This is a genomic window from Mesorhizobium sp. PAMC28654, assembly GCF_020616515.1.
Classification (GTDB): domain Bacteria; phylum Pseudomonadota; class Alphaproteobacteria; order Rhizobiales; family Rhizobiaceae; genus Mesorhizobium.
Window position 1 is genome coordinate 1,316,064 of record NZ_CP085135.1, and the last position, 19,466, is coordinate 1,335,529.

A 19,466-nucleotide genomic window follows, 5' to 3' on the forward strand; every position below is an offset into this window, starting at 1 on the left:
GCCAGTCGCGTTTGAGCATTCAGTCGCTCGCCGGCAGCGAATCATGGCAGGCGGCCAACCTCACCCTTAAACACGCCGGCGCCGACCCCGCGCCCCAGCAAGGCTATGAGCCGTCGAAAATCCTGAATATTTTTATACTCAAATGCTTCAAATTTTACGTTTATTCTATTGGAGTTTTACTTAATGTATACTTCTGGCTTTTGCGTCAAATAAATCCAGTCGTGTCATTGTCTCCTCAAACGGGGAGACAAGAAAAATGAAGAACACGTGGGGCAAGCTGTTGCTTATGGCAATGGCGATGCAGCTTTCCGCCTGGGGAACGGCATATGCGGGAGGGCCGGTTTTCATGCACACCGGTGCCCGCACCACGCAGCCTGTCGGCCACTATGATTTCTGCCAGCGCATACCGGTTGAATGCAACGAGCGGACACCCAAGGGGCCGCCGGTCGACCTGACGCGGAAGCTGTGGGCAACGATCGTCAACATCAACAATTCGGTCAACACCCGCATCAAGCCGCGCACCGACCTGGAGAACTACGGCGTCGAGGAATACTGGTCCTACCCTGACAATGGCTACGGCGACTGCGAGGACTACGCGCTGGAAAAGCGCCGTGAACTGATGGACGCAGGCGTCCCCGCCGGCAATTTGCTGATGACGGTCGCGCGTCAGCCGAACGGCGATGGCCACGCGGTACTGACCGTCCGGACCAGCCTTGGCGAGTTCATCCTCGACAACCTTGAACCCAAGGTCCTGTCCTGGACCGACACCGACTACACCTACCTGAAGCGCCAATCGACCGAGAATTCGGGCGTTTGGATCACCATCAACGACGGCCGTTCCGACGCGGTCGCCAGCGTGCGCTGAGGACGCCAATGCATGTCGCCCAAAAGTGCGCAGCGGTTTTGGGACAACGGCATCCGTAAAACAGAGGTCAAGCTCGTCGCATTCATGCGACGCGCCTAAGGAGAAACCCGGTCGAGTCCCCACCCTCCCCGTCCCCAACGACCGGGTGAAAGGAGCCGGCCCCCGTCCCCGGGGCCGGCTCCGCCATTTCTGGCGTTGGCCAGCCGAGCTAAACCTTCTTCAAACCCGCCTTGAACCGCTTGCCATTGGCGACATAATGCGCGGCTGACCCGCGCAGCCTTGCGATGGCGGCATCGTCCAGCGTCCTGATAACCTTCGCCGGCGAGCCGACGATCAGCGAATTGTCGGGAAACTCCTTGCCCTCGGTGACCAGCGCACCGGCGCCGACCAGCGAATTCCTGCCGATCCTGGCGCCGTTCAGCACGATGGCGCCCATGCCGATCAGGCTGTTGTCGCCGATCGTGCAACCATGCAGCAGGGCGCGGTGGCCAATCGTGCAGCCTTCGCCGATGGTCAGCGGAAAACCCGGATCCGTATGCATGATCGTGTGTTCCTGCACATTGGTATCGGCGCCGATGACAATCGGCTCATTGTCGCCGCGAATGACGACGCCGAACCAGATGCCCGCATCGCGGCCGATCCGGACGTCGCCGATCAGCGTGGCGTCTGGCGCGATCCAATTGCTGCCGGCCTCCTCGAAGGAGGGCTCTTTTCCGTCGATCGCATAGGCCGGCATCTGTCTCACTCCGATTCGCTCAGGCTGGGAAGCCGGCGGAACCTAGGGGAACGGTGGCCCAGGAGGCAATGGCGATCAGCACAACGCCCAGCGCCAGCGCCCAGATGGTCGCGGTACAGCCGCAGGAGATCATCATCGTCGTCGATATGCGGCGGTTGCGGCGGGCATCCAGGGCATCGTTGACCAACATGAACGGCCCGGCGCAAGCGGTTGCGGCGAGCGAGCGCAGCATATGCGCCGGCGAAACATAAGGCTCCGCGAAGGCGACCTTGCGCCCCGTGATCAGTTCCATTGCCGATCCGGCAAGGCCACAAACTGTCAACCCGACCGAAAACGCAAAAAGGACAAGCACCATCGAACCCATCTTTACCATCCATTTACCATGAAATCGCACAGTCGTTCCAACAGCGCTGCAAGGGCCGTGCCGCGTCATGTGTCCCGCCTGGGGACAGGCGGCAGAGATCGAGGATTTCCATGAGACAGGCGGCGACCGCGACCGACCCTGAATTCACCGTGGTTGATTCCATGCTGATGAGGCGGGTCTTCTACGCCTTCGCGACCCTGGCGTTGCTCTCGGTGGCGATCAGCCTTGGCGGCAAGTGGTTCGGCCACTCGATTGCCATGGCCGGCTATACCGACGACGGCACGGTCCGCCAAATCGTCATCGGCAACAATATCATCGCTGTGCCCGCCAATGCCATTCGCTTCGCCCAGGCAAGGCGCGATGGCATCGCCTCGAGACTTGACCTCTATCTGCGCTATCCGGACATGGATGGTTACAGCGAGGCCGCGCGCGATGATTTCAACCACACCGGGTCAGCCAAGAAGATCATTTTCCTCTCGTTTGAACCGCGGATGATGTCGCGTGACATGAGCGGCCGCTTCGCGCCTATCTACAGCGCGCTGATCGTCCAGCCCGGCACAGCCGGCCCCGGCGGCACGACGGTCTACGCCTTCAACGAGAAATCAGGCTACATGAACGAGGTGCTGGTCGTCGGCAAACGCCCAGGCAAGGATCCCTTCGTGGCACGTTGCCTGAGCGGTCCAAACGCGGGCGAGTCGCTAGCGCCTTGCGAACGCGACATCCACGTTGGCGACAACCTCAGTCTGACCTATCGATTTCCGAAGGAGTTTCTCGGCGACTGGCCGGCGCTTGACGCGGCAATCGTCGCTGAAACGACACGTCTCCTGAAGACGGGGCGCTAAAATATCATTTGAGGGAGGCTGGCCGGATGCATTCGGTGCGGGTCCGGCCGCCGCAGGTACTCTAGCTCAGGCCAGATCGATGTCGAGGATCGCCATCGAGAAATTGTAGTCGCCGTCGTCTTCGTCCTTGAAGACGAGGCCGAGGAATTCGTCGCCGACATAGACCTCGGCTGAATCATCCTTGCGCGGCCGGGCTTTCACTTCAAGCTTGGGGTTCTGGAAGACGCGCTTGAAATAGGCGTCCAGCTTTCTAATTTCGTCGGGCTTCAACAGTCTTCTCCGATCGTCGGCTTGCAAGTGTGAATGCGCTTCTGGCACGTCGACAATGGCGATGTAAAGGCAAGGCAGGCTTATTGCACGGGATGCTGGCGTGCCAGCGAGCCCGCCGGGCAATCCCTGCCCGATCGAGCAACAGCGCCGGAAATCAGATGTCGAAGGAGACGACCTGATCCATCGACTGGGACGGAAGAAGCTGGTCCATCTGGCGCGAAGGCCGGTCGCAACCTGTCTCGCCGACGACGCGGGCGGGCACGCCGGCAACCGTCTTGTTGTGAGGCACGGGTGAGAGGACGACCGAGCCGGCGGCGATCTTCGAGCAATGACCGATCTCGATATTGCCAAGAATCTTGGCGCCAGCGCCAATCAGCACACCGTAGCGGATCTTGGGGTGGCGGTCGCCGCCGGCCTTGCCCGTGCCGCCCAGCGTCACGCCATGCAGGATGGAGACGTCATCCTCGATCACCGCGGTCTCGCCGACGACGAGGCCCGTGGCGTGATCGATGAAGATACCCTTGCCGATGCGGGCGGCCGGATTGATGTCGGTCTGGAAAACCGACGATGAGCGACTCTGCAGATAGAGTGCGAAATCCTTGCGGCCCTGGTTCCACAGCCAATGCGCCAACCGATGGGTCTGGATGGCATGGAATCCCTTGAAATAAAGCACCGGCATGATGAAACGATCGCAGGCCGGATCGCGGTCGTAGTAGGCTTGGATGTCGACGCGCACGGTGGTCGACCACTCCTTGTCGTCGGCCAGCATCGCCTTGAACGTCTGGCGAATAAGATCGGAGCCGATGTCCTGATGGTCAAGCCGCTCGGCCAGCCGGTGGATCACCGCCTCTTCCAGGCTCTCCTGGTTGAGGATCGTCGAATAGAGGAATGCCGCCAGAAGCGGATCGCGGTTGACCGCTTCCATCGCTTCATCGCGGATCGAGCGCCAGATCGGGTCAACCGGCTGCAACGCGTTTGATCTGGAAATGCTGATGCTGTTCATCGACGTGTCCTACCGCCTTGCCTATGGTCCGGCAGCACCTATAAGCCAGATCATATCACGATTGAACTCAATTTTCCTTAGTGCTCTATCAAATGGATTTGGTTCGCGGGAATTCAAGCAGCCATGGAAAACGAACCCTTGATCGACAACGCCTTGAAATCAGCCCTTTCCAGGCTCTACGAGGCCGAAGATCGCCACTATCATGGCCTCGCCCACATCGAAGCGATGCTGGCGCTTGCGGGCGACCATCGCGCGCTGCTGCACGATGCCGAAGCCGTCGAGGCGGCGATCTGGTTCCACGATGCGATCTATGACAGCCGGGCCAAGGACAACGAGGCGCGAAGTGCCGCACTTGCCGAGAAGGAACTGGCCGGCCGTGCCGACACGAAGCGGATCGACCGTATCAAGGCAATGATCGTTGCCACCGCCACGCATGAATTGCCCCGGCTTGCCAACGAAAGCGCCGCCCGCGATGCCGCCCTGTTCCTCGACATGGACATGTCGATCCTTGGCGCGGAGCCCTCCGCTTTCGACGCCTATGAACGCGCGGTTCGCCGTGAGTATGGCTGGGTGGAGGAACCAATGTGGCGTGCCGGCCGTGGCGCGGTCCTGAAAGGGTTCCTTGCCCGCGACCATATTTTCCACACCGAGGAATTCAGGCAGCGGTTCGAAGCGCAGGCCAGGCACAATATGGCGCGGTCGCTCGAGGCGCTTGGGCTGACTTCAAGCCCCACCTGAGGCCAAGCAGAAGCTTCGGTCAGGAAAAGTCTCCCAGGCCGGTGCCGCATCTCCACACAGGCGACGGGAGATGAACCAGCGCCGCGCCGTTCAAAGCGGATTTTCGGCGTAGAACTCAAGCACGCGCTGCTTGAAGGACTTGTCCCCGACCGCCAGCATATGGTCGCGGCCCTCGATATGAAAAGCGCGGGCGTTCGGCATCAATGCCGCGAGTTCATCCGGCGAGCCGCCAATATCATCCGTCGTCCCGACAGCGACCAGCGTCGGCTGGGCGATACGCGCGAGATCGTCCTCGCTGAGCAATTCCCGCGAGGTGGCGATACAAGCGGCCAGCGCCAGGCGGTCGCTGCGGGTCTGGTCGGCAAAGGCGCGGAACGAACGTCCGCGCGGATGGCTGACGGAACCCGGATCATCGGCAAGAAGGGCCGCGGCTATCGGATCCCAATCGCCGACGCCATCGACCATGCCGATGCCGAGACCGCCGAAGACCAGCGTCGCCACCTTTTCAGGATCGGAAAGCGCCAGGAATGCCGATATGCGCGCGCCCATCGAATAGCCCATGACATGCGCCCGTTCGATGCCCAGGTGGTCCAGCAAGGCTGCCCCGTCGGAAGCCATTTTTGCAGGCGTGTAGTCGGCCTCGACGTAGCTTTTCGAAGACGAGCCATGGCCGCGATTGTCAAAGGCGATGGCGCGGTAGCCCGCATCGTTCAGCGTCTTGAACCAACCAGGCGACACCCAGTTGACGTAGTGGCTGGAGGCAAAGCCATGGATCATCAAAACCGGATCGCCGCTGCCCGACGCCGGCTGGCGATCAAGGTAAGCAAGGTCGAAACCGTCATGGGAGAAAAATTGCATCGGCCAAACGTTCAGTCAGAGCCGGCATTCGCGCCGATTTTCGGATGGCGCAACAGATCGCCATCCGCGATGCCATCCTTGGCGGCGGTTCCCGCCTTGAGCTCCAGCACGAAGCGGACCGGCGCGCCGGGTGAGATGATCGCTTCCGACTGCGGCTCCCCCCGTTTGATCGCCTGGATCCTGCCGTCCTCGCCGACAAAGACGAGGTCGAGCGGCATCGGCGTGTTCTTCATCCAGAAGTTGACCTCCCGCGACGCGTCGAACACGAACAGCATGCCATGATCGTCGTCCATGTCGGTACGAAACATCAAACCGGCCTCGCGCTCGGCCTCGGTATCGGCAACTTCGATGGAGAACGATCGTTCACCGCCTTTGGTTACGGCGACCAGTGGCGCAGGGTCGACGGGAAGGATCATCGCCTTGCCGTCGGCCGAACTCGATTCCTGTGAATAGAAGAAAGCGCTGGTGGCGATGACCACTGCAATCGCGGCGCCGAGCGCGCCGGCCGTCAGCCAGTTCCTGTGAGCCATTCAAGATCCTCGGCCGGAAATCGTCCTAATGCGAAACCGACAAGGTACCCATATCGGGGTGAATTTCGGCAGCCATAAGGCCCTTGTCGCCGCGCCCGAACCGAACCAGTACAACCTGCCCCGGACGCAACTCGGTGATGCCGTAGCGGCGCAACGTTTCCATATGGACGAAAATGTCCTCGGTGCCCTCGCCCCGTGTCAGGAAGCCGAACCCCTTGGTGCGGTTGAACCATTTCACCAGGGCGCGCTCAAGGCCACTCTCCGGCGTGACCGACACATGGGTACGCTGTTCCTGCATTTCCGCTGGATGGATCGCCGTGGAGGCATCCATGGAAAGAACACGGAAAGCCTGTAAGCCACGGTCGCCATGCTTGACGAGGCAGACGACGCGCGCGCCTTCCAGCGCGGTCTGGAAGCCGTCCTTTCGAAGACATGTCACATGGAGGAGAATATCGCCCGACGAGCCGCCATCGGGAAGGATGAAACCGTAGCCCTTGGCCACATCGAACCATTTGATGGCACCGGCAACTTCAACGAGATCGGCATCGCCGCCTTCATCCTGCTTCAAGGCGTCGCCGAGGGTCCCGTCCCGCCCCATGAAAGAGGCCTTTTCCCCCATAAGAATGCCCCCTTTTTTGAAGAACACCGCAACTGATTCTTGACATCAGATTAACACCGCGGCTTCCGGTGTGTGCAAGACCTGCCGTGCCTTTTTTCACGGTTCATTACGGCAATACCGGATTTGTTGTTTGCCGGCGCCTTCAACTGTTGGCGATTGCCCTTTGAGGGGGCCGGCCGTATGTTCCGCCGCGACACAACATTCTCGAGGAAAATCACATGCGCTATCTGCACACCATGGTTCGCATCGCCGATATCGATGCCTCGCTCGACTTCTACTGTGCCAAGCTTGGCCTGAAGGAAGTGCGCCGTTACGAAAATGAACAGGGTCGTTTCACGCTGATCTTCCTCGCGGCCTCAGAAGACGAGCAGAGCGGCATCGCCGACAAGGCGCCGCTGGTCGAACTGACCTACAATTGGGATGCCGAAGACTACAAGGGTGGCCGGAATTTTGGCCACCTCGCCTATGAGGTCGACGACATCTACGCCACCTGCCAGAACCTGATGGACAAGGGCGTCACCATCAACCGCCCGCCACGCGACGGCAACATGGCGTTCATCAAGTCGCCGGATGGCATCTCGATCGAGCTTCTGCAGAAAGGTCCGGCCAAGCCCAAGGCCGAGCCGTGGGCCTCTATGGCGAATACGGGAAGCTGGTAACCGATCCCGTAGCGCAAGGCGGATGGCTGCCGATGCCGTCCGCCAGTCTGGCGCTTCGCCAGATCATGCCTATCTGTCCGGATATCGCGCCCGCCTCTCTGCCGGTGCCAGGAGAACCAACCATGCAGACCAGCCGTGCCAACGTCGCCACCGAACATGCGAGCCGCTATCTGCAGCAGCTCTGCAAGCACTGGGCGCACAAATTTCCGGTCGAGTTCGACCCAAGCCATGGCGTTATCGATCTGTCGATGGGACGCACCGTGATGGACGCGGACGCGACGACCCTCCACATCGTGGTGACGACGGAAGAAGCCGGCTCGATCGAACGGCTGGAAACTGTCGTTGCCGACCACATCAAGCGCTTCGCTTTCCGCGAAGAGCTGGTGTTCGACTGGAACCGCCCGCCCGCGGCGTAAACATATCGAAGTCAGTTGCTACCGGTCTTGCCGGCCATCTCCAGCAATGCCAGCACCGAACGCCAGTTGCGCGCGGTGCCGGGCACTTTCAGCGTGCGCGGGATCAGTCCGGCAAACACGGACTTTCCGAGCCCGTCGGGGGCATGCAGATAGAGCACGTCACCCTTGATCTCGAATTGTTCGGGACCCGTGCATTTCTCCAACAGCCGAGCCGTCTCCTCGACGGTCGGCTCCCGCTCCAATACGTAGGCGTGGAGCTTGGTCGGCTCCTCCGCAACCTCCGGATACGGGTTTTGCTCGACCAGTCGCTCGAACCAGTCCGCGTCGCGAACCATGATGCGCGAGTGAAATCCCCATTTCTTCTCGAAGGCCGCCGCCAACTGGCTGGTCAGCGCGGCCGCATCGCCCTGCGCGGACCGGGACACAGCGTTGCCGCTCTGTACATAGGTGGCGACATCGCTGAAGCCGAGATCCTCGAAAAAGGCCCTCAGCTCGGCCATCTTGACGATGCGGTTGCCGCCGACATTGATGCCGGAAAACAGCGCGATGAAGATCTTCCCTGTCTTGTCGCTCATATGATGAACCCAGCCAGCGTCTCATTGTCGGTGATGTCCTGATACTGGACGCCCTCGGCTTCGAAATTCGCCCTGAGCAAGTCAAAATTCCGGCGGTCCTTGGTTTCGATGCCGATCAGCACCGAGCCGAAATTGCGCGCCGACTTCTTCAGATATTCGAAGCGCGCGATATCGTCGTCGGGTCCGAGCAGTTCGAGGAAATCGCGTAGCGCGCCCGGTCGCTGCGGAAAGCGGATGATGAAATACTTCTTCAGCCCTTCGAAGCGCAGCGCCCTCTCCTTGACATCGGGCAGCCGCTCGAAATCGAAATTCCCGCCGGAGACTACCGCAACGATGGTCTTGCCCCTGATCTCCTTCCGGGAAAAATCCTTTAGTGCGTCGATCGCCAGCGCGCCGGCCGGTTCCAGAACCACGCCCTCGATGTTGAGCATCTCGATCATCGTCGCGCAGAGCCGGTTTTCCGGGATCAGACGCACCGTATCGGTCGGAAAATCCTTGAGGTAGCGCAACGGCTCGCGGCCGATCTCGGCCACGGCCGCGCCGTCGACGAAGTTATCAACCTTGGCGAGCTTGAGGCGCTTGCCGGCGGACAGGCTCTCGCTCAGGCTCGGCGCGCCGGCGGGTTCACAGAAAACAAAACGTGTTTCGCGGCCCTGATCGGCGAAATAGTGCGTTACGCCGGCTGCCAGGCCGCCGCCGCCGACCGGCAGCATGACGATGTCGGGCATCCGCGCGCCCAACTGCGCGGCGATTTCGTAGGCGACGGTCGCCTGCCCTTCGATGATGTCCTTATGGTCGAAAGGCGGCACCATATGCGCGCCGGCACTTTCGGTGAACTCGAAGGCGGCCCGGTAGCATTCGTCGAAAAAGTCGCCAACCAGTTTGATTTCGACGAACTCGCCGCCGAACAGACGCGTCTTGTCGATTTTCTGCTGCGGCGTCGTCACCGGCATGAACACAACCCCCTTCTTGCCAAAATGGCGGCAGACGAAGGCAAAACCCTGGGCATGATTGCCGGCGGAAGCGCAGACGAACAGCTCCGCATCGTTGCCGGCGGCAAGCGCCTTGCGGAAGAAATTGAAGGCGCCGCGAATCTTGTAGGATCGCACCGGCGACAGATCCTCACGCTTCAGGAGGATGCGTGCGCCAGTTTTCTTCGACAGATAGTCGTTCTCCTGCAGCGGGGTTTCCGGAAAGATCTGGCGTATCGCAGCGGTAGCGACAGCGACGCGGGAAGAGAAACTGTTCATCGGAAAATCACCTCGGAGCGGATCTCGTTTGCTGGCCCGTATCCTGTGCGCCGAACAAGCTGGTTGCCATGGCGCTACCGGGTTACGGGATTAACGCGGCGCCCGCCAGGATGACAGCGGCTTGTGCCAGAAAGGTTCGTAATACACCCTGCCCTTGGACAACAGCCCGGCGACATAGCTCAGCGAACTCTTGGCCATGATAAGGCAATCCGCCTGGATCAATCCCGAGATTGTAGCGAAAACATCCGAGTTGAGCTCGAATTCGCAGATGTCAGGCAATGGCTGGAAGTCCGATTCCACGCCTTGCGAGAAGACACGAACACGATGATCCGGATAATCGCGCAGCGCTGTTTCGATGCGCCGGGCGATGACATCGTTGTCGGTTAAACGTTCGGCATAGGCGGGCACGCCGACGACATCGCCACGCCTGACATGAACGGCGATGGTGGGCAATGCAAATGACCGTGGCGGCAAGGCGAGCCGCGCGCGAAACTCATCGACAACGCCGCGGTAGAGATCGGGGTTCTCGTCAGCGAAAGCATGGAAATGTCGCTGCTCGACCACGACGGGCGCACCGCGATACCCTTTGCAGAAGGCCTCACCGTTGATGATGGGAACGCCCTCTGGCACGCCAGGGGAACCAATTCCGAGCTTGAACGATGTTTCCCACTGGCGAGCGAAAAGCGCCGGATCATCACCATGCATGACCGATTTGAACGGCGTGTGGAAATACGGAACCCCCGTGGCGCGCGAAAACAGGATTGCCGACATGACGGCCTGAACTTGAGCCCCGCCGCCATCTGTCTTGCCGGTGCATGTGACGCCAAGCAGCGAGCTGTTGTCCAGCTTGGATAACCGCACCGAACAGTCGCGCGCGCCCAATGCCTGCCGCGTACGCCTGAACCACCCGATTCCCATCAATGACTTCCTGTCTTCAGCAAGGCGCCATTTTCGAAGCCCCGCCGATCCGTGCCTTGCACGATCCAGAGCCCGATCGCCAGGGTCCGACCCCCAACATCTGGCGCCTGCCCTATTGCATACCCGGCCTGCCGAAGCCATTGTCCGGCGGTTCCAGCAAAGGACATTCCCAGAATCCCGGCAAGCACTTGGAGGTGTTTCTTCATGCCCGTAGCATCGGCCGTCATCCATATCGCTGCCGGAAATCGGTAAACCGACGGCGATGCCCTTCTCAAGCATCCCAGGGTTCCCGCCGTCCTTTGGGCTTTCGCGCAACACTGCCATGGCGGTCGCCCGACGCTGACCGCATTTGAACCGCAAACGACTTACTTCTGCCGCACTCTACCTGTCCGGGGGGTGTCGCGGAGGCCTTATGGCCGGAGTGGAATCTCAGACGTGCCTTTCAAGAAGATTTGCATCATTGCCCTTGCCTTGCTGATTGCCGGCTGTGCCGGTCGGCAAACCCAGGAAATTCTCGGCAGCGCCGTCGTCGCGACGCCGGTGACGGAGATTGCCGGCAACCACAGCATCTTCATCGCCACGACGCGCAAGAAGTCCGATGATCCCAACAAGGTTTTCGACGGCGAGCGCTCGGCGACGCTGAACTACGCCCGCGTCAACGTCACCGTCCCCGGCGTCCACCAGACCGGCCAGATCGAGCGGCGTTCGCGCGGCAAGTCGAATGACCCGGCCAAGTACTTCATGGCCTCGGAGGTCGTCGGCTACGACACACAGCCGAAATTCTCCAGCGCGCTCAACGCCGACATCGCGGCGCGTGGCGGTCGGGTCATGGTTTTCGTGCATGGCTACAACACCGGCTTCGATGCCGCCGTCTATCGCCTGACCCAGATCGTGCATGATTCTGGCTATCCTGGCACACCGGTGCTGTTTTCTTGGGCATCGGGCGCCCGGACAACTGACTATGTTTACGACAAGGAGAGCGCGAGTGCCGCGCGTGACCAGTTGGAAGTCACGTTGAGGATGCTGGAACAGTCCGGCGCGCGACGCATCGACATCGTCGCGCATTCGCTCGGGACCTGGGTCACCATGGAAACGCTGCGCCAGTTGGCCATCACCGGCGACCGCGATCTCGGCGGCAAACTGGGCGACGTGGTGCTGGCCTCGCCCGACATCGACGTCGACGTGTTCAAAAGCCAGATGCGCCGCTACGGAAAGCCGGACAAGCCGTTCATCCTGCTTCTGTCCGACGATGACCGGGCGCTGCGTATCTCCGGACTGCTCGCCGGCTCACGGCCGCGCGTCGGCGATTACAAAGACGCCGCCGACCTCGCCACCTACGGCGTGACGGTCGTCGATCTGTCGAAACTCAAGGGAGCGGATAGCTTCAACCACAACAAGTTCGCCGATAATCCGGCCATGGTGAAGATGATCGGCCAGCGGCTTCGCGAGGATGACGGCTTTGCCAGCGACCGCGATGTTACCGACCGCATCAGCCTGCTTGGACAATAGGATGCTTTCCGATGGCTTTCGGCGGTCATGTTCACGATTGCCGCACCATCGGAACACTTTGAACTGGACCGGGCCGGACACTGTCTTTATCGACATACCCATGGACGTCACGAGCTTGGCGTTGCTTACGGGGACTGTGTAACCGTGCGTTCGAAGAGCTTTCTCATCGTCGCCTTCGCGTTGCTTCTCACAGGCTGCGCCGGTCAGAACACGCATGACCTTCTCAACAAGACGACGATCGCGGTTCCTGCCTCGGACATAGCGGCGACGCATGAGATATTCGTCGCCACCACCCGGCAACGGGCCACAAAGGACCCTCGACAGGTCTTCGACGGCGATCGCTCCCTGACCACCAGCTACGCCCGTGTCGACGTGAATGTACCCAAGACCCATCAGATCGGCGCGATCGAAAGGGCAAAGGGATCGGCGAACAGCAATCCGGCCAAGGACTTCACCGCAAAGGATGTCGCTTACTACGAGAACGCGCCGCAATTCGCTAAGGCGGTCGGCGCCGATATCGCCATGCGCGGCGATCGCGCACTGGTTTTCGTGCACGGCTTCAACAACGGCTTCGATGACGGCATCTACCGGCTGACGCAGATTGTGCACGACACCAAGTATCCGGGCACGCCGGTGCTGTTCTCGTGGGCTTCAAGCGCCAAGACAACCGGCTACCTCTATGACAAGGATAGCGCCACCGCCGCACGCGACGACCTCGAAGCGACGCTGCGCATGCTTGCCAAGACCAAGGTCAAGAGCATCGACATCATCGCCCATTCGATGGGAAACTGGGTGACGATGGAGGCGCTGCGCCAGCTCGCAATCACCGGCGATCGCGATCTTGGCGGCAAACTCGGCTATGTCATCCTGGCGTCGCCAGACATCGACGTCGACGTGTTCAAGAAACAGATGATCCGTTACGGCAAGCCCAGCAAGCCCTTCGCCATCCTGCTCTCAGGCGACGATCGCGCCCTCAAGCTCTCCTCCTTCATCTCCGGCGACAAGCCCCGTGTCGGCGACTACGGCAACGCGGCGGACCTCGCCAGCTACGGCGTGTCGGTGGTGGATCTGACCAAGACCAAGGGTGGCGACCAGTTGAACCACGCCAAGTTCGCCGACAACCCGTTCCTGGTGCAATTGCTTGGCGACCGCCTGCGCGCGCCGGCCGGCCTGGCTTCGGACGAGACACCGCCTGGGCAGCTTAGTGACCTTGGTCAGGGCCTTGGAAAGGCCGTTGGCTCCGTGGCCGAGATCGTCATCACCACGCCATTCAAGGTGTTGACTATCGCCACCGGGGGCTGAACGAGCGTCAGACGGCACAAGCTGGTGCTTGTAGGGGCTGCGCTCCCGACCCTGAGTTTCGGCGCCTCGACCGGGAGCATCGAGGCTTATTGCCCGAGGCTTGGTTTGGCAGGTGTTACGGAAGCCGCACCAAATTCAGTGATCTCCAGCGCACGACCCACGAGTTCCATCAGTTCGGATTTTCCGTCGGCGTCAAACCACGCCTCCATCGCCGTCGTCATGGCGCTGACCACCAAGGCGCTGACGACCTTGATTTCAAAACTGCCTTCCGCCCCCCCCGCGCGCCGCGTCAGGATCGCTCGAAGCAGCAGTTCGCTTCGTTCCCTGTCCAGCGCGGCGGCGGCCCGCAAGGCGGGCACCTTGAAGGCAAGCCTGGCGCGAGTGAGGAGAAACTCATGATCCTCGGCAACAACCTGCGCCAATCCGGCTTCCAGCGCCTTGCGGATCGAGGTGAACATGGGCTCGTCGAGAGGCCGCGTTTCCAGAAGATTGATGAAGAGCGGGTCGTAGTCGTCGGCAACCAACGCTTCCTTCGTCGGGAAGTAGTTGAAGAGCGTGCTCGGCGACACGTCGGCGGCGCGCGCGATCTCCTCGGTCGTCGTTTCGTCGTATCCCTTGGCAAGAAACAGCGCGAGGGCGGCGCGTTGGATCGCCACCCGGGTCGCGCGCTTCTTTCGCTCGCGCAAGCCATCCTGCAATGGTCTATTGGCGGTGCTGTTGGGCATGGAGGTCTATATGGCGTCTATCATGAGGAGAGACAAGCAGCCACGCCGCGGCAGCCCCCAGGGGCCAGAGCCTCGTGGCGAGGTTTCGAGCTGAAATCCCTAACCGGGTCCTGGGAACAAGCAAGGCGGCCGCCTGCCAACTGCCACGCTGCTTCGGCGCCACGAGAATCCGGTGCCTCGCTTCGTAATTTCGAAATGCCGTTCGATGATCGCCCGGATTTGCAGCGAGTTCCTCGGCAAGCGTGAATGCACCAGCCATGGCCAGCGTCGAACCTTCGCCGAAGAGTGACAGGCTAGAGGCCGCGTCACCGAGGAGGACGACACGGCCGCGCCACCACTGATCGAGATGCACCTGGCTGACGGAGTCGAAGTAGAGATCGTCGGCGGCACGCACGCGATCGATGAGTTCCCGTGTTCGCCAGGAGCCGTGCGCGAACCTCGCCTCCAGGATCCGTTTGTGCCGCGCGATATCGCGGTGATCGAAGCCCGGCTCCGCTGGACTGTGGAACAGGAAAGCCACGAGCGCATGACCCGTCGACGGGTGGATGGAGATGGCTGTTCCGGGCGTGTTGTAGACGACCACTTCGTTCCCGCGTTCGGCACTGTCCAGGTGCAAAGTGGCGATATAGAGCCCCATATGATCAACGAAATCGGACTCCGGCCCGAAGGCCAAGCGGCGAACCGCGGAGTGCAGCCCGTCAGCGCCAATCACCAGGTCGAAACGACGCGGCGGTCCATTCTCGAACGTGACGTCAACGCCGTGTTCGTCCTGGCTGATACCGGCAATGGCATTGTTGAACAGAAATTCGGCGGCGCTCCGGCTTGCCTCGTAGAGAATGGATGCCAAATCACCACGCGGCAGTTCTACCTCCTGGCTGCCGGCTGCCTGTCGCAGAGCCCGCATGTTGATCCTGCCGACACGCTTGCCCCGCGCGTCGACGAAGCTCAGATAGGCAACATCGGTGCCGGCCTCACGAATGCGCGGCATGATGTTCATCCGAAGCGCGACTTCGAGCGCCGGCCCCCTGACGTCCACGGGACTCCCGCTGGACCGGACGGCGCCCGAGCGTTCAACAACCGTGGGTGAGAACCCATGCCGGGCCAGCCAATAGGCCAGTGTCGGCCCGGCAATTCCGGCTCCCGAAATCAACACCGTGCGGCTAGCTATGCCTTTCTCCTGAGTTTCGGACTTTGCATCCGGCAGCTTCAGGTAATTGTAATGTTGCTATAAATTTGGAGTCAATGTATTATTTTTGGATGCTCCAAGACGCCATCGCGACCGCTCGGCGGCGGCGCGAACGCGCTCGCCATCCGCGAGCGAGGCTTGGAATGATTTCGGTTTGAGCAGACGGATTGGTTAGACGAACAGGTCGACCTTCTGGAAGGTCGTCACATCGATCAGACCGACATCGGAAATCCTGAGCTCGGGAATGACGACCAGCGCCAGCAGCGAGTGCTGCATGTATGCGTTGTTCAGCGAACAGCCCATCTTGCGCATCGCCTCCGTCAGCTTTTCCGCCTTCGCGGCGACGATCTCGGCGCGTTCGTCCGACATCAAGCCGGCGATCGGCATTTCGACCAGCGCCAGTTCCTTGCCCTTGGAGAACAAAACAACGCCACCGCCGACCTCGCCCAGCCGGTTGACCGCCAGCGCCATGTCCTGCTTGTTGGTGCCGACGACGATGATGTGGTGGCTGTCATGCGCCACGCTGGACGCCATGGCACAATCGCCCATATAGCCGAAACCCGAGACAAAGGCATTGGTGACGCCGCCCGTGCCCCTGTGGCGTTCGACCAGCGCGATCTGGCAGACATCGTTGCGCCGGTCCATGGCGACCAATCCGTCCTCCACTGGCAGATCGGCCTCCAGCGCCCGCGTCGGCGCCTGGTTCTCGATCACGCCGATGACACGCACCCGCACCTCGTTGGCGCCCTTGGGCGCCACAATGTCGAAATCCAAGGCCTTGAGTTTCTTGCCGAGCTTGACCGTGTTCTTCGCCGTCTTCGGATAATTGTAGGCCGGAATGTCGGCTTCCAGCTTGCCGCCCTTGGCCAGCCTGACGCCGCGCCCATAGACCTCGTCGATGGTCATCCCGGCCAGATCGGAGACGATCAGCAGATCGGCCAGCCGCCCTGGTGCGATCGAGCCCAGTTCACGCTCGAGCTTGAAATGCTGGGCGGTGTTGAGCGTCGCCATCTGGATCGCCGTCACCGGCTTCAGCCCCTGCTGAATGGCGTGCCGCACCACCCGGTCCATGTGGCCTTCGTGAACCAGCGTGCCGGAATGGCTGTCGTCGGTGCACAGGATGAAATTGCGTGGATCGATGCCGCTTTCCGTCACCGCCTTGATCTGCGAGGCAACGTCGTACCAGGCCGAGCCCAGCCGCAGCATCGCCTTCATGCCCTGGCGGACACGGGCAATCGCGTCCTCGGCGCGCGTGCCCTCATGATCGTCCTCCGGCCCGCCGGCGACATAGCCATGGAACGGCAGGCCGAGGTCGCGCGAGGCATAGTGGCCGCCGACCGTCTTGCCCGCTTTCACCGTCTCGGCGATCTCGCCGGACATCACCGGGTCATTGGCGGCGACGCCGGGGAAATTCATCACCTCACCAAGACCGATGATGTTTTCCCAAGTCATCGCTTCCGCCACATCGGCGACCGTCAGCTCGGCACCGGCATGTTCGAGCCCCGGCGCCGAGGGCACGCAGGACGGCATCTGCACGTGCACGTTGATGGGCATGGCCACGGCTTCGTCATGCATCAGGCGAACGCCCGGCAGGCCCAGCACATTGGCGATCTCATGCGGATCGATGAACATCGAGGTGGTGCCGTGCGGGATCACGGCGCGGCAGAATTCCGTCACCGTCACCATGCCGCTTTCGACATGCATGTGCGCGTCGCACAGGCCCGGCACCAGATAACGTCCGCCGGCATCCACCACCTTGGTGCCCTGCCCGATGGCGTGGCTGGCATTCGGTCCGCAATAGGCGAAGCGCCCGCCGGCAATGGCGATATCGGTGCCGGCGATGATCTCGCCCGAATGAACGTTCACCCAGCGCCCGTTACGGATGACGAGATCGGCGGGCTTGCGCCCCATCGCGACATCCACCAGATGCGTCGCCATCTCGGTCCACGGTCTTGGTTTGGCGGCATTGGGGGTCTTTGCGGTCGGCATCAGGCGATTCCCTCGGTTACAGGCAGTCTCGCAAATGTCGGCCTGCGTAGCCAGAGGCAGCGACCGGCATCAACCAACCCGGCAACGGCGTATCGATTTCCAGGCAATGGCTGTTTCAATCGCTCGGCTGCTCGGCTTTCACATAGACCGTAACGCTGACATCCCCGGACGAGATCTTTTCGACGATCCGCTCGAGTTCGCCCGGTACGAATGTGCCGCTGACCATGATCTCACCGCCAGTGATCGGCTCCATGAGCCGTGGCGACATCACCACGGCGCCGTCGATGCTGAGATCGACGACCTTGCCGACATTGGCGGTGGTGAAGGCGGCGAACGCCTGCTTGCTTTCCGGTGTCAGCTCAAGGCTGAGGGACTGTCCCGACACTGTACCGGGGACCAATTTCGCCTTGGCCATGGCAAGCGTCAGAGGGTCGGCCATCGCCACTTTGCCGGATCAGCATGATCGCGATTGCGGTGATCCAGCGACGTGGGCGCATCGAAATACCTCATCCACGGTTCTGACTTTGCATACCAAGATTGCGTCGGCAATGGATAGCGAGCGGTCCGGGCAAAAGAGCTCATCTCGGATTCGCGCAAACCACGGGAAATCGACCGCACGGAAATCTGATTCCGTTTTCCCACGAATGGGGGTATTCTGAACGCACGGATCTTTCTGAATCGACGTTCGGGGAGTTCGATGCGTCGCCTAAGGCTTGCAAGTGCGGGTTTCCTTGTCGTCTTGGCCGGACCGGCTTTCGCAGCCGATCCGACGGTCGACCTGCCGATGACCGCGCCAGGCTTCGACTGGACCGGCTACTATGCCGGTCTGCAGGCGGGATATGGCTGGGGCAGATCCGATATAGCAGGAACAGACGGCACACCGTTTTCCTCACCCGATCTGAGCGGCGGATTCATCGGCGGCCAGGTTGCCGGCCTATGGCAATTCAACCAGTTCGTGATCGGCGGCGAGGCGGACCTCAACTATTCCGGGATCAACGGTTCCGCCAACCAAGCCCCGGGAAATTCATTCGGCACCAACATCCAATGGTTCGGGTCGATCAATGCAAAGGCCGGCTATGCCATGGACCGCTACCTGGTCTACGGCACTGGCGGCGTTGCCTTCGCCGGCATCGAAACCACCCAAGATTCAGGTTCGGATTTTGCACGGACCCGCACGAATACCGGCTGGACGATCGGCGCCGGCGTCGATTATGCCCTGACGGACAAATTCACTGTCGGCGCACAGTACCGCTACTATGATTTCGGCTCCGATCATTATGATGGAAACAACAGCTTTTCGGATCGCGATCAGGACGTGAAGCTGAATACCGTCGGCATCAATCTGAACTACAAGTTCTGAGCGCTTCCGTTCGGTGCCGGTGCGGTGCGAGCGGGTTGCAAGCCGGAATTCCGATCGTTGCTCTTCCGAGAATAGGGAGCGGACATTCGACGCTCGATCCAGCCTTGCGCGAGTGTCAGGATGGAAACCATGACCAGGTAATAGAGGAACGCGCAGGCGTACCATTCGGTGAACCGGAAGCTCGCCGATATGGACAGGGAGGTTGTCGTCATCAGTTCCCGCAGCGAGATCGTGTATGCCAGCGACGTCGATTTCAGCAGGGAAATGAATTCATTCATCAGGGACGGTAAGGCGATGCGCATGGCCTGAGGCAAGACGACCAGGCGAAAAGCCTGGAATCTGGTGAGTCCCAGTGCTGCCGCCGCCTCCCTCTGACCGGCTCCCAAAGACCCAAGCGCGGCGCGCATGATTTCCGCATTGTAGGCCACGCCGACCAGGGTCATGCCGATATAGGCAGCCAGAAACGGCGTGAACCACGATGAGCGGAACATCGGAAACATCTGCGGCAAGCCGTTCCTGATGAATAACAGCACCAGGATCATGGGCGCGCTTCTGAACAGCCAGACATAGGCCAACAGGATCCAACGAACCGAAGCGCGCTTGGAGCTCAAGCCGATCGCCACCGGCAGACAGAGCGCGAACGCCGTCACCTGCACGCAGATCGACAGGCCAATCGTTGTCAGAGCGCCCTGGATCAGGGCGGGGCTGATGAGAGCTTCAAGAAAAATGGTTGGGTCAAAAAGCACGTCGGC

23 protein-coding genes are annotated in these 19,466 nt (G+C 61.1%); 8 read left to right on the forward strand and 15 right to left on the reverse strand.

Annotated features, from left to right (window positions below):
• Positions 1-256 precede the first annotated feature (256 nt).
• Entirely contained in the window at positions 257-865 is a 609-nt protein-coding gene (locus tag LGH82_RS06700) for a transglutaminase-like cysteine peptidase (protein ID WP_227347779.1), read from the forward strand.
• A gap of 208 nt (positions 866-1,073) precedes the next feature.
• On the opposite strand, the gene LGH82_RS06705 is transcribed toward LGH82_RS06700, so the two are convergent.
• Both LGH82_RS06705 and LGH82_RS06710 read right to left on the reverse strand, forming a co-directional pair.
• Positions 1,074-1,601: a gamma carbonic anhydrase family protein gene (locus LGH82_RS06705; RefSeq protein WP_227347780.1), complete on the reverse strand. Its 528-nt coding sequence runs from the start codon at positions 1,599-1,601 to the stop codon at positions 1,074-1,076.
• 19 nt (positions 1,602-1,620) lie between these two features.
• Positions 1,621-2,034, reverse strand: a complete 414-nt coding sequence (locus LGH82_RS06710) for a DUF6949 family protein (protein WP_413771431.1) — start codon at positions 2,032-2,034, stop codon at positions 1,621-1,623.
• A gap of 41 nt (positions 2,035-2,075) precedes the next feature.
• Here LGH82_RS06710 and LGH82_RS06715 point away from each other — a divergent pair, with 41 nt between their 5' ends.
• Positions 2,076-2,807: a hypothetical protein gene (locus LGH82_RS06715; RefSeq protein ID WP_227347782.1), complete on the forward strand. Its 732-nt coding sequence runs from the start codon at positions 2,076-2,078 to the stop codon at positions 2,805-2,807.
• A 66-nt stretch (positions 2,808-2,873) separates the two neighbouring features.
• Here the strand turns inward: LGH82_RS06715 and LGH82_RS06720 are convergent, their stop codons facing one another.
• Together LGH82_RS06720 and cysE are read right to left on the reverse strand one after the other, a co-directional pair.
• The gene (locus LGH82_RS06720; RefSeq protein WP_227347783.1) at positions 2,874-3,077 is read right to left on the reverse strand and encodes a DUF3126 family protein; all 204 of its coding nucleotides are present in this window, start codon (positions 3,075-3,077) and stop codon (positions 2,874-2,876) included.
• A 154-nt stretch (positions 3,078-3,231) separates the two neighbouring features.
• Complete coding sequence (gene cysE, locus LGH82_RS06725; protein WP_227347784.1) at positions 3,232-4,080, reverse strand: serine O-acetyltransferase; 849 nt, start codon at positions 4,078-4,080, stop codon at positions 3,232-3,234.
• A gap of 123 nt (positions 4,081-4,203) precedes the next feature.
• Here cysE and LGH82_RS06730 point away from each other — a divergent pair, with 123 nt between their 5' ends.
• Positions 4,204-4,818 carry a hypothetical protein gene (locus LGH82_RS06730; protein ID WP_227347785.1) on the forward strand — a complete coding sequence of 205 codons (615 nt, stop codon included), beginning with the start codon at positions 4,204-4,206 and terminating at the stop codon, positions 4,816-4,818.
• A 90-nt stretch (positions 4,819-4,908) separates the two neighbouring features.
• Here LGH82_RS06730 and LGH82_RS06735 read toward each other — a convergent pair whose 3' ends face one another.
• The 3 genes from LGH82_RS06735 to LGH82_RS06745 are packed head-to-tail and all read right to left on the reverse strand — an operon-like array spanning position 4,909 to position 6,804.
• Positions 4,909-5,676 (reverse strand): alpha/beta fold hydrolase, encoded by a 768-nt coding sequence (locus tag LGH82_RS06735; RefSeq protein WP_227347786.1) that lies wholly within the window; start codon positions 5,674-5,676, stop codon positions 4,909-4,911.
• A gap of 11 nt (positions 5,677-5,687) precedes the next feature.
• Complete coding sequence (locus tag LGH82_RS06740; protein ID WP_227347787.1) at positions 5,688-6,206, reverse strand: DUF192 domain-containing protein; 519 nt, start codon at positions 6,204-6,206, stop codon at positions 5,688-5,690.
• Between the two features lie 25 nt (positions 6,207-6,231).
• Positions 6,232-6,804, reverse strand: a complete 573-nt coding sequence (locus LGH82_RS06745; RefSeq protein WP_227347788.1) for a cold-shock protein — start codon at positions 6,802-6,804, stop codon at positions 6,232-6,234.
• A gap of 239 nt (positions 6,805-7,043) precedes the next feature.
• Between LGH82_RS06745 and gloA the strand changes: the two genes are divergently transcribed.
• Positions 7,044-7,484: a lactoylglutathione lyase gene (gene gloA, locus LGH82_RS06750; RefSeq protein WP_227347789.1), complete on the forward strand. Its 441-nt coding sequence runs from the start codon at positions 7,044-7,046 to the stop codon at positions 7,482-7,484.
• A gap of 122 nt (positions 7,485-7,606) precedes the next feature.
• Positions 7,607-7,900: a DUF2218 domain-containing protein gene (locus LGH82_RS06755; RefSeq protein WP_227347790.1), complete on the forward strand. Its 294-nt coding sequence runs from the start codon at positions 7,607-7,609 to the stop codon at positions 7,898-7,900.
• 11 nt (positions 7,901-7,911) lie between these two features.
• Here the strand turns inward: LGH82_RS06755 and LGH82_RS06760 are convergent, their stop codons facing one another.
• The 3 genes from LGH82_RS06760 to LGH82_RS06770 all read right to left on the reverse strand — a co-directional run bounded on the left by LGH82_RS06760 (position 7,912) and on the right by LGH82_RS06770 (position 10,607).
• Positions 7,912-8,475, reverse strand: a complete 564-nt coding sequence (locus LGH82_RS06760) for a DUF1697 domain-containing protein (RefSeq protein WP_227347791.1) — start codon at positions 8,473-8,475, stop codon at positions 7,912-7,914.
• The gene (gene ilvA, locus LGH82_RS06765) at positions 8,472-9,725 is read right to left on the reverse strand and encodes a threonine ammonia-lyase IlvA (RefSeq protein WP_227347792.1); all 1,254 of its coding nucleotides are present in this window, start codon (positions 9,723-9,725) and stop codon (positions 8,472-8,474) included. The genes LGH82_RS06760 and ilvA overlap by 4 nt, the downstream gene beginning before the upstream one ends.
• Before the next feature lie 90 nt (positions 9,726-9,815).
• A complete protein-coding gene (locus LGH82_RS06770) occupies positions 9,816-10,607 on the reverse strand; it encodes a hypothetical protein (protein ID WP_227347793.1) in 792 nt (263 codons plus the stop codon).
• 471 nt (positions 10,608-11,078) lie between these two features.
• Between LGH82_RS06770 and LGH82_RS06775 the strand changes: the two genes are divergently transcribed.
• Complete coding sequence (locus LGH82_RS06775) at positions 11,079-12,152, forward strand: alpha/beta hydrolase (protein WP_227347794.1); 1,074 nt, start codon at positions 11,079-11,081, stop codon at positions 12,150-12,152.
• A 144-nt stretch (positions 12,153-12,296) separates the two neighbouring features.
• Positions 12,297-13,454: an alpha/beta hydrolase gene (locus LGH82_RS06780; RefSeq protein ID WP_227347795.1), complete on the forward strand. Its 1,158-nt coding sequence runs from the start codon at positions 12,297-12,299 to the stop codon at positions 13,452-13,454.
• Between the two features lie 86 nt (positions 13,455-13,540).
• Here the strand turns inward: LGH82_RS06780 and LGH82_RS06785 are convergent, their stop codons facing one another.
• From LGH82_RS06785 to LGH82_RS06800, 4 genes are all read right to left on the reverse strand, one after another.
• The gene (locus LGH82_RS06785) at positions 13,541-14,140 is read right to left on the reverse strand and encodes a TetR/AcrR family transcriptional regulator (RefSeq protein ID WP_227347796.1); all 600 of its coding nucleotides are present in this window, start codon (positions 14,138-14,140) and stop codon (positions 13,541-13,543) included.
• A 16-nt stretch (positions 14,141-14,156) separates the two neighbouring features.
• The gene (locus LGH82_RS06790; RefSeq protein ID WP_227347797.1) at positions 14,157-15,332 is read right to left on the reverse strand and encodes an FAD-dependent monooxygenase; all 1,176 of its coding nucleotides are present in this window, start codon (positions 15,330-15,332) and stop codon (positions 14,157-14,159) included.
• A 204-nt stretch (positions 15,333-15,536) separates the two neighbouring features.
• Positions 15,537-17,354, reverse strand: coding sequence for an adenine deaminase (ade, locus tag LGH82_RS06795; protein ID WP_227347798.1), 1,818 nt, complete (start codon positions 17,352-17,354; stop codon positions 15,537-15,539).
• A 115-nt stretch (positions 17,355-17,469) separates the two neighbouring features.
• Positions 17,470-17,793: a SecDF P1 head subdomain-containing protein gene (locus LGH82_RS06800; protein ID WP_227347799.1), complete on the reverse strand. Its 324-nt coding sequence runs from the start codon at positions 17,791-17,793 to the stop codon at positions 17,470-17,472.
• A 258-nt stretch (positions 17,794-18,051) separates the two neighbouring features.
• On the opposite strand from LGH82_RS06800, the gene LGH82_RS06805 reads away from it, so the two are divergent.
• On the forward strand, positions 18,052-18,714 hold the full coding sequence (locus LGH82_RS06805; RefSeq protein WP_227347800.1) for an outer membrane protein: 663 nt from the start codon (positions 18,052-18,054) through the stop codon (positions 18,712-18,714).
• Here the strand turns inward: LGH82_RS06805 and LGH82_RS06810 are convergent.
• Positions 18,702-19,460, reverse strand: a complete 759-nt coding sequence (locus LGH82_RS06810; protein WP_227347801.1) for an amino acid ABC transporter permease — start codon at positions 19,458-19,460, stop codon at positions 18,702-18,704. The two genes, LGH82_RS06805 and LGH82_RS06810, sit on opposite strands and share 13 nt — an antisense overlap.
• Positions 19,461-19,466 lie beyond the last annotated feature (6 nt).